The following is a 13947-nucleotide window of genomic DNA, read 5'->3' on the forward strand; positions in this document are numbered from 1 at the left end:
CAGCGATGATTAAGTGGCCCTGGAAATCGAATGACGCCAGTCGCAACATAGCACTGCCGTGGGATGAAGCACTGGCGATCCCTGTTCTGGCCGTACTGGAACCGAAGGAACAGGCAAAACTGGTTCAACTGGCGGAGCGTTTTTTGCAGCAAAAACGGCTGGTTCCTTTGCAGGGCTTCACGCTGGATCCCCTTAAAAACACGCGTATCGCCCTGATTTTCTGCCTGCCTGTGCTTGAGCTTGGCATTGAGTGGCTGGATGGCTTCCACGAAGTGCTCATCTACCCTGCTCCGTTTGTGGTGGATGATGAGTGGCAGGATGATATCGGCCTGGTACATAACCAGCGCGTTGTGCAGTCCGGGCAAAGCTGGCAGCAAGGGCCCATCATTCTCAACTGGCTTGATATTCAGGATTCATTCGATACCTCGGGTTTCAACCTGATCGTTCATGAAGTGGCGCATAAGCTCGATACCCGCAACGGCGACCGGGCCAGCGGCGTTCCGCTTATCCCGCTGCGTGAAGTCGCGGGGTGGGAACACGATCTTCATGCAGCAATGGATAACATTCAGGATGAGATTGACCTGGTTGGGGAAAGCGCCGCCAGCATTGATGCCTACGCGGCAACCGATCCGGCTGAGTGTTTTGCCGTGCTTTCGGAATATTTTTTCAGTGCGCCTGAGCTTTTTGCCCCACGTTTCCCGGCGCTGTGGCAACGTTTTTGCCTTTTCTATCAGCAAGACCCGCTGCTGCGCTTACGTAACAATGATGAGCACGGCGATACTGTCTCCACCCAAGTTCACTAAAACATCAGTTTGCAGCTTAATTAACCATTTGAATCAGCGGCTTAAATTTAATGTTGACACAAATTAGCGAGGCCATTAACATTCGCCTCGTTCACACGATTCCTCTGTAGTTCAGTCGGTAGAACGGCGGACTGTTAATCCGTATGTCACTGGTTCGAGTCCAGTCAGAGGAGCCAAATCCTGTTTTCAGGTGTGCTTATAAGTTCCTGTTTATTGGGGTTTCAATAAGTTAGCGTGAAAATCTTTCCCGATGCGTATCTGGTTTTCCCTGCGCATCCGGCGAATTGGTGGTCTGACTTGGGGTCATTTCAGTTCGATAATGGAGTGACCACCACATGTTCCTGTCCGACGCGAAAATCCGCAGTATCAAACCTTCTGATAAACCCTTTAAACTGACCGATTCTCAGGGTCTGTATCTGCTTGTCAATCCGGGTGGTTCACGTCTCTGGTATCTCAAATACCCTTTTACGGCAAAGAATTCCGCATTGCATTGGACCCGTCTCCCAGGCTTCCCTTTCCGATACCCGGCAGCAGCGCGAGGGTATTCGTAAACGTCTGCCCTGAAAAGCAACCCCGCTCAGCAGAGAACCGATGAGAGGATTGCCCGTTTGTAACGTTATGGTGAACTCATCTTCACAACGATTTCTAGTTCATTAGCATGACTGGCATCAGTTATTCGTTCTTACTGACGTCAACAGATGCCAAAAAAGCTGAAGCATTAAAGAGACCTGAAGCGGCTGACCAGATATATCAGCGTTTTGGCATCTGGATGCGCAACATCAGTGCATCACCCTGCACAATATGCTCCTGTCCTGCCAGCAGGGTATCGAAATTATCATACACGGTCAGATACCGCCCGCTCAGCGTATTCAGCTCCCCGCTGACCAGCCGGCTCAGTGAGGCGGCGCTCTGCTCTGCCGTCACCGTCCGTCCCTGTCGCTCCTCCTCTGCGGTCCATCGGTTGACGAACGCGGCGGGTGAATCGGTCAGAGCGTTCCGTTGCTGGGCATCCGCAGCCAGCCCCACATTGTTTACCAGCCCCGGATGCCAGGCAAAATGGGAAACCCCCGCCTTACGGGTCTCCTGGGCCAGGTTTTCAGTCAACTTAATCAGCGCAGCTTTCGCTACGGAATAAGATGAGCAGTAAGGCCAGCGGAAGGCACCGGCATGACTGGCAAGATTAATGACAATTCCCTCCCCTCTTGCCAGCATGTGCGGAAGTACAGCATGGGTACAGTACACTGCCCCCCTGACGTGAATATCCAGGGCCGACAGCCAGTCATCTGGCTGAATGTGGTGAAAGTAATCCACGGGCCCCAGTACCCCGGCGTTGTTAATGAGCACATCCACGGGCCCTATCTCTTTAAACGCCTCGCTGACGGCCTTCGGGTCAGTGACATCAAAAGCGCAGATGCTGACATTCTCCGTTCCGAATACTGATCCGAGCTCTGAGCACGCCAGATCGAGCGCCCCGGGATCCCGTCCCGTCAGGACCACACGATATTGCTGCGTTAACAGATGTCGGGCAAACACTTTTCCGAGCCCCCGGCTTCCGCCCGTAATAACCACACGTTTTGCATTTAGCATATACGCCTCACCTTAATGTGACCTGAATCACAATTCAGAATAGCCTCCAGTTCATTTTTTGCACAGCGCCGAGGTGATATGGAAAACGTATCGTTGCGCGAATATCCGGTGGGGATGGTAGTTTTACGGTTGGTGCGGGAAATGCCGACATTACCGACTTTAAGACGACTGTCGTTTTATCTGACGACACGGCTTAAGTTATTGTCCCGTGCTGGTACTCGCCTTACAGGCGTTAATCCCGCAGATACTGATGCAGCTCCGATGCTGTCATATCCCACTGTCTCCCCTCAAATGAAGGCATAAAACTACCATCATCCTTGCCCATTTCCTCGATAATCAGTTGATTTAGCTTCTCGTTCATTCTCATGATAAGCGCCTGATGTTTCTCTGGATCGTTAGCCAGATTATCGTTTTCATCAGGGTCGTTGATGATATCGAATAATTCGATATCATTTTTATCCAGCAGCTCCTTCATGGTTTTTGGTATATTATGTTGTTTCAGGGAGAAGTAACGCGCGAATTTATACTGTCCGTCATTGATCATCCTGATCGCTGAGCGATGCCCAAAATCAGGATGATTTTTAGCCATCTCGTGTTTGAATTCAGCAACCGGAAGCTTTTGCGCTATCAGTTCCCTGAACGCGGCAATATATTTCGCGTCCATATACGCGATCATGCCGAAGCAATAAAGCGCCCCCTGACGAAGTTCATGTAATCCCGCTTTGATGGGTTGTGCCAGCAACACGCTCATATCACGGCCCTTTCTGCCGGCCAGCACTTTTTCCCGGCGGGATTTATTACATCCTGTCAGACCAACCAATGTGGGGACCAAATCCAGATGGTTTGTTAAACTGTTACAGCGAACATTTCCCGGATACGCAGGATGACGAATAATCATAGGCACATGCACTTGCTCTTTATAGACAGAAGAACCTTTGCCGTGCATCTGGTGCGCCCCGCCTAATTCCCCGTGATCGGCAGTGAAAACTATTATTGTCTTATCTGTTAATGACAGATTATCCAGCTCATTGAGAATAGCCTCCAAATGCTGGTCATTGTCACGTATGCAGTTGAAGTAATAGTTTAACAACTTGCGCCAGCGGCGATCTTCATCCGGGAATTGTCCCTCCATTGCCGCTCTGGCATTAAGATATTCCTTATGCGCGGCAGGTCTTCCTGGTTCGTCCAGGTCCTGATGCCGGTTAGCAGGCAGCGGATAATGAGGCCAATTTTCTGCGTAAATTTTGTTATGTGGCGGTTGGGTTGGCAAATAAGTATGGTTCTCTTTATCCAGTGGTCCTTTCCACTGAACGTTTTCGTCGGGATTATCAGTATCTATAAACATGACATCGTGCGGATTAACCAGATTAATAGCGGCAAACCAGTTTTTGTTCTCATCATTCAACGGTCGCCCGGTATTGCGTAACCAGCTTATTGTCTGTGCTGCTATTATCGAATCAAAGAAGTAGCCGCCTTTACTTTTACCAATAATATCGCCGATGCCGTGATAGTCTGAAAAGCCATACTCTTCCATAATTTGATGCAGGCGCGGCGTTGGAATTTCACCGATATCATCAACCGTTTTTCCCTGCAAAGGCTGGTCGATTTCCCTTGTTAAGTGCCACTTTCCTTTATACGCCGAATAATAACCTAACTCACGCATCATATGCCCGACAGTGCGTAATGCAGGATCGAGATCGTAATTCATCCATGGAAACCCTAAATTATCAAACATGCGGGTTTGTGGCATATGCAGTCCTGTATACATCACGGAGCGAGATGGCGTGCAGACATTGGCGGTATTCTGGTGTTGGGTAAAGGTTACTCCTGTTTTCATCAGCCGTTCGCGCCCTGGAACGGGAAAAGGATAATGATCAAAAAAACGCTCCTGATCGCAGGTTATCAGCAGGATGTTATAACCTTCCGGAAGAGTTTCAGGGATCTCTTTGGTAAAAGGAACATCCCAGGTCGGGGGAGATTCAGAACATGCTTGCGCTGCGCTTCCTGTCTCCGGCAACAGGCTGACAACCGCTGCAATGCCAAGCCCCTTTAGTAAATCACGACGGTTTTCATTAATTTCACCCTTCTCTTTCATTGTTCAATCTCCATTAATGTTAAGTTTTACCCGGCTGCGCGCAACGTAAACACTGCACGCGCTTTCTAAAACGCCAGGTTTAGGGACGGGGTTGGAAAGATTTCCAGCGAATAGATTTCTTATTGATTGATCGTCATCGGATGATAAATTGTTTTTTATTGGCGAAGTAATTGCATATGTAACTAATAGCGCACTAACTAAAATTACGTCAAATAATCTTTTTTTATGTCAATTAACGAACAGGCAAAGCAACTTAATACGAATAAAAATCACAATGAGTTACGGATACGTAACGCGTTGCAGTTAATCAACCAATTGATTTAAAACAACAAAAAAACACCTCACGCTTTAGGGGCAACGTAGAATCGACTAAACTATTAGCAGGCTATTTTATAAATAGACTGAGGGATTATTACGAGGGACGACGGTCAGAAGACCACCATGTTTAGAAGGCTCTACCATAATGAATGCCGAAAAACTTGCTATTCTTCAGCAGCGAGGCATTGCTTCACTTGCTACTCACGCAGACACCCACGATGAACCACCCCTGAAAGACTTGCCCTGCCCCCGGGCCAAAGCGCTGCGGGATATTTACTTTCGCACGCTCTCTTCCGTAGATACCGAATTCCCGTACTGGTATACCCGCAAATGGGATGAACTGGCGGACGACGTCACCATTATTCGTCGTGCGGAAGCGCTGAAATGCGCATTTTCCCACCTGACACCGAATATATTCCCGGGCGAAAAACTGGTGATGCAGAAAACGGCCTACTATCGCGGTTCATTTCCCATGCCGTGGCTGTCGGAAAGTTTTTTCCTGGCAAATGCCGATGAACTCACTTCGCGGGCGGATACCGGTAGCGACAGCGCAGGCAAGCTATCGCATTTTGGCGGCGGCGGCGGTAACGTCACCCAAAGCTCCGGCAATATCGTTTCCATAGCCGGGAAGTTTGGTATTCGCGCAGAACAAACGCCTGCCTTAATCGCGCTGGCCAGAGCCTGGGAAGGGCGTTCGGTTGAAGCGCTTGGGCATAAATATGAAATGCTGGTGCCGGACTATCAGATGAAAGAGAACATCATGAAGTCCGTTATCTGTATGTTTGATTCCGGCTATACCATACCGCAAGGGCGCGAGGTGGTTAACTACTACTATCCGCTGCAGTATGGTTTTGACGGCATCAAAGCCATTGCGCTTGAGCAGCGCGACCGCGTGGCGGGGAATGCCGACGGTGATGGCATCACGGGTATGGACCGGCTTTACTATTACGATGCAGTGCGCATCATCATTGAAGGATTGCAAAACTGGATCCACAACTATGAGCGTCACGCGCGGGAGCTCGCCGGGCAGACCAGCGATATGCAACAGCGCAAAGAGTATATCGATATCGCCGAATGCCTGGCGTGGATTGCCCATCAGCAGCCGAGAACCTTCCGTGAGGCCATGCAGCTAAGCTACATTCTGCACCTTGCCATGCTTAACGAAGATGCGGCTTCCGGCATGTCACCCGGTCGACTGGGGCAGATCCTTTGGCCGTGGTTCGAACAGGATATCGCGGCCGGCCGCCTTGATGAACAAGAGGCGCTTGAACTGCTGCAACTGCACCGGATCAAACTCACCTGCGTGGACTGTTTCGCCTCTACCGGCGTGGTCGGCGGGGTGCTCTCTGGCAATACGTTTAATAATCTGGTGCTGGGCGGTCTGAAGAAAGATGGCACATCGGCGGCGAACCGACTTGAGGAGCTGATTCTGGAAGCCGGTATTCTTTGCCAGTCGCCACAGCCAACGCTGAGCATACTGTATGACGAAAAAGTGCCGGAATCTTTCCTTCTTAAGGCGGTTGAGTGTACGAAAACCGGAGCAGGCTATCCGGCGTGGCTGAATAACCAGGTAGGTATGCAGTTCCTGTTAAACCAGTATGCACCGGAAGGCATGGATGTAACGGAAGCCCGCGCCATTGCCATCGGCGGTTGCCTTGAAACTTCGCCGGGTTCATTTCTGCCATTAACGCTGAATGGAAAAGAGTATGACATCCCCGGCGGCTCGGGGCAGACGGCAGCGACCGGCGTACACTTTCTCGCTAATCCGAAAATTCTCGAACTGGTGCTGACCAACGGACTCGACAGGCGTTCCGGTATCCAGGTTTACCCTGCGCATAATCTTGACCTGACCAGCTTTGAACAGGTGTGGGAGCAGTTCACGCGTTACTACGCGCTGACCTGCGATGTGGTGGCTAAAACCAATAACATTCAAATGGATATCTGGCGTAAGAACAATATGTCCATTATGAACTCATTCCTGAAACCTGACTGTCTGCGTAAAGGGAAGCATATCGGTCAGATGGGATATCGCTATAACGCCACCTATAACATTGAAAGCTGCGGAACGATCACCGCCATCAATTCACTCGCGGCGATTAAAAAACTGGTCTTCGATGACAAAACCTACACTCTGGAAGCGCTGACTGACGCGCTGCTGAATAACTTTGGTTACCAGACAGCGGAGAATAGTGGAAATTACTCGATGGCGGAACAGCGTAAGGAAGACCAGAGCGGGCGCTTCGACGATATTCACGCGGCCTGTCTGAATGCGCCAAAATTTGGCAATAACGATCCATATGTCGACGATATCCTGAAAAATTACGAAACCTGGTTCTGCTCAATGGCCCACCGGTATGAGTCACTGTACGGCAAGAAAATGTACGGTTGTCAGATCTCCGTGTCCACCCATGGCCCTCAGGGCGCCTGTACGCTGGCCAGCGCCGATGGTCGTCTGGCGGGAACCACCTATTCAGACGGCTCCATGTCTGCCTACCCGGGAACTGACTGCAACGGCCCGTATGCGCTGTTCAGTTCCGCCACCGTGTGGGATCACAGCCAGTCGCAGAACTCACAGATGAACCTGAAACTTCATCCCACCTCGGTCCGCGGCGCGGCAGGGTCGCGTAAGTTACTCGACCTGACCCGCAGTTACCTGCGTAAAGGCGGTTTTCACATTCAGTACAATATTGTGGATTCCCGAATGTTGCGCGATGCCCAGCAATCACCGGAAAACTACCGTGAACTGATGGTTCGCGTCGCAGGATTCACACAGTACTGGTGCGAAATCGGCAAACCCATCCAGGACGAAGTTATCGCCAGAACCGAATACGAGGAGATGTAATCATGTGCGAACTCAACCACAGCCACTGCCATAACTTCTGTCCGATAGATGTCGCCAAAGGATTATGCCGTCTGAGTGGAACACTTATCATGACTGACTCGCCGCGATGCGAACACTTCAGTGAAAAACCGCGCTGCGGGAACTGCCACCATTTTTGTGATCAGTCCACCCCAGCACAATGTCAGGGCCTTGGCAAAATTTATTGGGCTGATGCCAATGCAAACGCATCGTTGTGCGAGGCATTTGCACGTCGATAATCACGACTCCCCAACAGGATGAAACCCGCCGCTGGCGGGTTCATTTTTATCTACAAGAGGCGTTGCCATGGACTCAACACAGGGTCTTATTTTTGATATTCAGAGCCACTCTATCCATGATGGCCCGGGCACCCGAACGACGGTGTTTATGAGTGGCTGTAAACTGAGCTGTCAGTGGTGCGCCAATCCAGAAAGCTGGCAGGCACAGGAAAAAATGCTGTACAGCGAGGTGCGTTGCACGGCAAAGCATGGCTGTGACCGGTGTGTTGAAAGCTGTCCCCGCCAGGCCATCACCCTCGCCGACGGCGTACTGACGCTGGAAAGAACGCATTGCGAGATATGCAAGGACTTAACCTGCATCAAGGCTTGCCCAGCAAAAGCACTTAAACAGTGCGGCAATTACTACACGGTTGATGCGCTCCTCAGGCGTTTGCAGCACGACCAGGATTTCTGGGGTCTTGAAGGAGGCGTAACCTTCAGCGGCGGAGATCCGTTTGTCCAGCACCCTTTTCTCGAGGATAGTGCCCGTCGCTGCCATGACCTCGGGATCCATACGGCAATAGAAACCACGGCATATATCCGGGAAGCTATTTTCCTGCGCGTTATGCGGCATATTGATTTTGCCTTTATTGATATTAAACATCTGGACCCGCAGATTCACCGTCACTATACCGGCGTTGATAACGCTCTGATATTACGTAATATCACCGCGCTGGCGCAGGGTGAGTGGTCCGGACGTCTGGTCCTTCGCGTGCCGATTATTGCCGGGATAAATGACACCGACGACAATATGCATGCGCTTGCGCGCTTTATGGAATCGGTCGGAATATATGAAATCAATCTGTTGCCTTTCCACCGTCTGGGCGAATCGAAATGGCAACAGTTGGGTAAAGCCTATCCTGGACGAGAATGGCGCCCCCCTGAGGAAGCAAGACTGAATGAACTGGAGACGTTTTTCACCCAACGACAGCTGGCCTGCTATCTCGGCAGCGATACTCCTTTTTAGCGTTGTCTCAAAATAGCCGCCTTTAGTGTTGCCGGTTACCGCGAGGCTCCAGGAGATTAACTGTCGGTAAGGGCATGCTGATATTTCGATAAAATATCTGTCAACCAGCGCACCGGCTCCGTCACCTGTAGCGGAGCCGCCCAGTTAAGTAATTTCTGCTGGTAGAGCGTCATCTCTTCGAGTAGCTGGCTGAAATAATGTCGCCGTGTATCATCGCTGGTAGCGGTGATAACCCGGTCTGCGGTTTGTTGTAACTGTTGATGAAAAGCGGACAGTTCGTCATTAATCGGGATCGGGGCGTCACGCAGTCGCTGGTGGGCGACAATCAATGCCAGCGCCAGACGGAATTTAGCAGTGTCTCCCGGAAAGAGATTCAGCAGTAAAAAAAATTGCTGATACAGGGCGGGAAGATGATTTTCCTGGCGCCGGATGATATTTGTCGTCATCGCTGAAATGGCCGCTGAGACGAATTTATTCAGCAATACGCGCCCGGTGCGCGCCCGAGAATGGTCGCGTACCACCAGGATCACCATCAACGCCACAACGCATCCCACAATTTGTCCGAGCGCGGCGTCAATAAATTGTTCAAAATGAAATACCATTGGGTTACTTAGCCCAAGAATACTCACCGTACTTGCCAGCGCTCCCAGCGAGCCAAGCCGCCGTTTCTGCACCTCAAAGCCGACAAAAAAGGCCAGCACAGCAAAACCGGTGCACAGTAGTAGCATGCTTTGCTGGGTGGACGGCAAAATAAGCAGAAAAAATAAGGCCCCTAACGGTAACGCCGCCAGCGCACCGAAAAGAAAGTCAACCGCGACCATTTTGGGATTCGGGGTTCTCATTGCCACTGAAGTGATGATCGAGATCATCATCATTGCGCTACTGCCAGACGTCCAGCCCGTCCACAGCCAGAACACCACGCCGAGAATGCAGGAAATGGACGTGCGCCAGAAGTTAACCATAGCCTGATGATATTCGGCAGAGCGGGCTTTCACCCGGCCCTCGCCTTTCAGTATATTTTCCTCAATACGGCTAATGCGGGTATTGCCCGTCACCCCGCGTTTTAACACCTGAAAGCGCGTCGCAGCGCCGACCCAGCTGTAAATGGTCAACGGCGTATTCTGTTCCCCCTTCCAGATGAGAAGACGGCGTATTTTCTTCAGTTGCTGATGGACATCATGCACAGTATTGACCGGCTCAGCGAACAAGGCGCGGTAATCTTGAGTGACCGTTTCCGGCCGCGAATTTTGCAATATCCATGTTTCACAGGCCAGGGTGTTAAGCATGAGGGAGAGGGAATTAAGCCCCCTCAAACGCCGATTAGCCAACCCCCACCGCGACGATTCCATATTCAGATTGTTGCGCATACCATCCAGTTGTTTGGTGTGCAGAATGACCTCATTCCAGGCTTTATCAACGCTTTCATTATCACTGTGCGCAATACATAACTGCATTAACTGGTACTGCTCAACCTGTAGGTTATCGAGCGCAAGATCGATCTCATTTTTAATCGACCGGGGAGAAAACAGCAGATCGGCAGTAATAGCGCAGACAATACCCAGAACAATTTCACTGCAGCGCTCAATGGCAACCTGAAGTGCCAGCAAGGGCGCATATTGTATGGCGATGATAATAATCAGTGCGGTGTAACCCGACAGCCCCCAGGCGTAGGAGTTTTCAATACGCACTAAAGACGACAACCAGGTACAAAAACCCATCCACAAGCAGCAAACCAGCAGCATCAACAGCGGGACGCGAATCAATATCACCAGCATTGCCAGCGCGGCGATACAGCCGATAAAGGTACCGATAATGCGCAACATTCCCCGGTGGCGAATGGCGCCGGAATAGGGCTCTCCTCCGGCGGAAAATGCGGGACCGGCCGTGACAAGAGACGCGGTAAGCAACGCCCAGCGTGGCGTTTCAAGATGAAAATACAGGCTAATAAAGAGGGCCAAAGCCACCGCACATGTCAGCTTTATAGCAAAGCGCAGGTGCCAGGGAGCAATAGCAAATATTGTCATAGTGGTTACCTGATGAGACGATCGACGATTACATCATCCGGACCTCATTTTTGAGTGTGATAGTCAAAAAGATAAAACATTAATATGCTAACAAGGTCGATAAGTATTAAATGTTTTTGATGTCTCAAATTTACGCTTTAGTTCTCTGTGCAACAGATTTTAATATTTTTTTACCTGCAACACGCGCGCTCATTATTTATCCCTCACAATGCCTCATGCGGCTAAAAAGATATCATTTTTTCAAAATTGATATGCGCGCCGTAAAATTTAACTTTAAAACTTTCACCGTTGATTTCAATCCAGCGAATCACATTACCCTAACAAACAGAAAGTCAAACGCTCGCTGAATAATGCACAGCGGATATGACAATGAAACCTAATGCCATAAGGAAATAAAGATGCAATTAGATTTTACACTACAGTTTACGGACAATGCCTGGTACCCTACTCTCGACATGAATGGATTTAAATCCACTACTGGCGCCAGTATCGATATTCAGGAAAAAATGACGCTGTCCTTTACCGCGCCGGGAAAAATCACCGAGGGTGATATTACCATCGCCACCAATCCATGGTGCGCGCTTAAAACCAGCATTGAATCGAGCGAAGTGGCCAGCGGTATTTTTGATATTAAACTCGCCATCAGCGCCGCTGACGGGTCCGCGCTGGGTAACGCCATCGAGAACATTCACATGGGCGTGAATGTCTCTTCTGATTCCGCGCCAAAATGGGAAACCTTCCGCGACACGTTTAGCGTGGCTGCCGATGAAGAAACGCAAACCTCGGGTGAGCTGGTTATCAACTGTGCGGCTTTCCCGGCAGGGCTTGAAAATGCCGTGCTTGAACTTACGCTTGTTCGCGGTGAAATAATGCAAAAACTGAAGCCACAAGCGGGAAGAAGTTCATTTGCCATCGATGCGGGTACCTACACCGCCACGGCGGCGGAATTACGTACCGAAGCCGGTACCGTGCGCGCCAGTGTGCAGTTAAGCGCCACGACGCTGACCGTGAATAAAGGCCAGCAAACGCAACTCGACATTACGTTCGCCGAAGCCGTGCGTAGCACCACCTTAGATATCACCATTGATTTACCAGCAGAAAATGCCCTCTACAGTGAGCAGATGATGGTGGTTTATCAGGAAAAAAATCAGTCACAACAGGTGTATGCGATGAGTGCTGGCCAGACCCTGCGTCTGGAACAGCTCCCGGTAAACGGTCAATACGACGTTAGCATCGAAGACATCAAATTAAATAACATTCACTATATTTTTGATAAAGTGAATGGCACGCTGGATAATCAGCTTCATCATATTGTTTTCTCAGGTAACAACCTCAGCCAAACTAAAGATGAACAGGCGCATTCCGCCGTGCTGACGCTGGCCGTTTGCGCTGAGAAAACGCTCGCTGCGACTTTCGATTTGCGCTTGATTGACAATAACGAACCCGCTCGCCAGTATCATTTCACCCGCTTACCTGTCCAGTCCGGTAACTATGCGCAGTCAATTACGATTGCCCCGGGTGTTTACCAGGTTATTACCCACACGCTGATTCAAAACGGCGTGCTCCATTATATTGATGTTGATACCGAAACCGTAGAGGTGAAGGATAATCAACCACTCACGCTGAATATCAATATTACTGAAGGCGCTAATTTGCACGTTAAAGGCTTCCCGGAATTTCTGAGCTTTGGCGGATGCGCAGATATGTCACCAAGTAATGTCGATGATTTCGCCGAAGCACGCGTCTCGTCGCTGTTTAAATACTCCGGTGACGATGGTATGGGCGATGCGTCGGCGTACCTCGATCCGGCAAAAGAGCCTACTACCAAAATCATTCAGATGGCGCGTAACGTTGAAGCCAAAAGCGGGGATAGCGTGCTGCCTGTTATGGTCTCCTATACCTGTAACCTCTCCTTAGGGGATGTCGAAAATATTATCGCCGATCCGCAACGCCATCAGTTCAGCTTCGCTAACTTTATCCAGGCGCTGCAAATGGCGCAGGCGATGAAAGACGATGCGCATCCGGTGCCGGCTGGCTTTATCGTTAACCCGGATTACCTCGGCGAATGCCAGAAGTACGGTTTCTCTGCGGACTACCCGATCCCCGTGCGTCAGCCATTAGCTCAGGCGATGGCTCACCATGGCGTCGAAATGGCTGTGCCGGAGGGCATTACTGACACGCTGAAAGGCTATATCAAGGGCGTTAACTGGCTGGTGCGCGTTGTCGCCCCTGACGTGGTGCTCGGCTGGCAGATTAACCTGTGGAGCGTGGGAGGATCACAATGGGTTTATAATGATTTTACCTACGACGATGTCTTCGACCCAATTGAGGGCGTGAAGAAAAAAATGACCATCAACCCGGCGCTTGCAGGCAAGCTGTCCGCTGAATATGCCCTGCTGGTTGGGGTATTTGAAGAGACCGAATACACGCGTCCTGACGGCAGCACGGCGGTGGCAAAAGGGGCTGACTTTATGGCGGCAGACCGCTATGAAGCGGATGATTTTACCTCGCGCGCTTATAAAAATGGCTATTGCTACTCACCGTATGAATGGGATCGGACCTTCGATTACTGCGCTTCTTTGAGCCGTCATCTGCGCCAACCGGTTCTGCCATGGCAAGTTCCGGCCAGCCGTCTGGCGAGCGTTTCAGAGCAGGTTAGCGAGCTTGATACCGAGTTCTGGGGCACCAGCGGCAGCTATCTGATGGGTCATCCTGAAATCGGGGATGACATCGAAGCCATTAATGAAAACCTGCTGAACATTGAATTCCTTGATGTTCACACCAGCATGATGGGCCATAATCCGCGGGAACTGTTTAGTCGCCACCCGTGGGACTTCTCGCAGGCGAAGTACGTTGACTTCCCTTCACGCGGTATCTTCCACGTGCAGGTTGGTGGAGGGGCGACGACTGGCGTGGTCAGCGCGGTCAACCGCAACAGCAGCAGTTGGATGCGGGCGAAGCTGAAAGCGTACCGCACCAAACCCGTGAAATTCGACTAATCACGTCACGGTGGCT

At 50.7% G+C, this 13947-nt stretch carries 8 protein-coding genes, 1 tRNA gene and 1 pseudogene; 7 read left to right on the forward strand and 3 right to left on the reverse strand.

Translation table 11 applies throughout. The features are described 5' to 3' along the window. The first annotated feature begins 5 nt into the window (after positions 1-5). From mtfA to NL510_RS22910, 3 genes and pseudogenes are all read left to right on the forward strand, one after another. Entirely contained in the window at positions 6-803 is a 798-nt protein-coding gene (mtfA, locus tag NL510_RS14495; protein ID WP_253377831.1) for a DgsA anti-repressor MtfA, read from the forward strand. A gap of 100 nt (positions 804-903) precedes the next feature. Beyond that, a tRNA-Asn gene (locus NL510_RS14500) sits at positions 904-979 on the forward strand. 159 nt (positions 980-1138) lie between these two features. Continuing rightward, a pseudogene (locus tag NL510_RS22910) lies at positions 1139-1411 on the forward strand (Arm DNA-binding domain-containing protein); the annotation flags it as partial. 142 nt (positions 1412-1553) lie between these two features. On the opposite strand, the gene NL510_RS14505 reads toward NL510_RS22910, so the two are convergent. Beyond that, positions 1554-2390: an SDR family oxidoreductase gene (locus NL510_RS14505; RefSeq protein WP_253377832.1), complete on the reverse strand. Its 837-nt coding sequence runs from the start codon at positions 2388-2390 to the stop codon at positions 1554-1556. 232 nt (positions 2391-2622) lie between these two features. After that, positions 2623-4485, reverse strand: coding sequence for a sulfatase family protein (locus NL510_RS14510; protein ID WP_253377833.1), 1863 nt, complete (start codon positions 4483-4485; stop codon positions 2623-2625). A 463-nt stretch (positions 4486-4948) separates the two neighbouring features. Here NL510_RS14510 and hpdB point away from each other — a divergent pair, with 463 nt between their 5' ends. The 3 genes from hpdB (at position 4949) to hpdA (ending at position 8908) form a co-directional block, all read left to right on the forward strand. Continuing rightward, on the forward strand, positions 4949-7645 hold the full coding sequence (hpdB, locus tag NL510_RS14515) for a 4-hydroxyphenylacetate decarboxylase large subunit (RefSeq protein ID WP_253377834.1): 2697 nt from the start codon (positions 4949-4951) through the stop codon (positions 7643-7645). 2 nt (positions 7646-7647) lie between these two features. After that, on the forward strand, positions 7648-7902 hold the full coding sequence (hpdC, locus tag NL510_RS22915; RefSeq protein ID WP_366518880.1) for a 4-hydroxyphenylacetate decarboxylase small subunit: 255 nt from the start codon (positions 7648-7650) through the stop codon (positions 7900-7902). Between the two features lie 67 nt (positions 7903-7969). Further along, positions 7970-8908, forward strand: coding sequence for a 4-hydroxyphenylacetate decarboxylase activase (hpdA, locus tag NL510_RS14520; protein WP_253377835.1), 939 nt, complete (start codon positions 7970-7972; stop codon positions 8906-8908). A gap of 56 nt (positions 8909-8964) precedes the next feature. Here the strand turns inward: hpdA and aaeB are convergent, their stop codons facing one another. Next, positions 8965-10932: a p-hydroxybenzoic acid efflux pump subunit AaeB gene (aaeB, locus tag NL510_RS14525; protein WP_253377836.1), complete on the reverse strand. Its 1968-nt coding sequence runs from the start codon at positions 10930-10932 to the stop codon at positions 8965-8967. Between the two features lie 398 nt (positions 10933-11330). Here aaeB and NL510_RS14530 point away from each other — a divergent pair, with 398 nt between their 5' ends. Continuing rightward, on the forward strand, positions 11331-13931 hold the full coding sequence (locus tag NL510_RS14530; protein ID WP_253377837.1) for a hypothetical protein: 2601 nt from the start codon (positions 11331-11333) through the stop codon (positions 13929-13931). The last annotated feature ends 16 nt before the right edge of the window (positions 13932-13947 follow it).

It is taken from the genome of unidentified bacterial endosymbiont (assembly GCF_918797525.1).
Lineage (GTDB): Bacteria > Pseudomonadota > Gammaproteobacteria > Enterobacterales > Enterobacteriaceae > Enterobacter.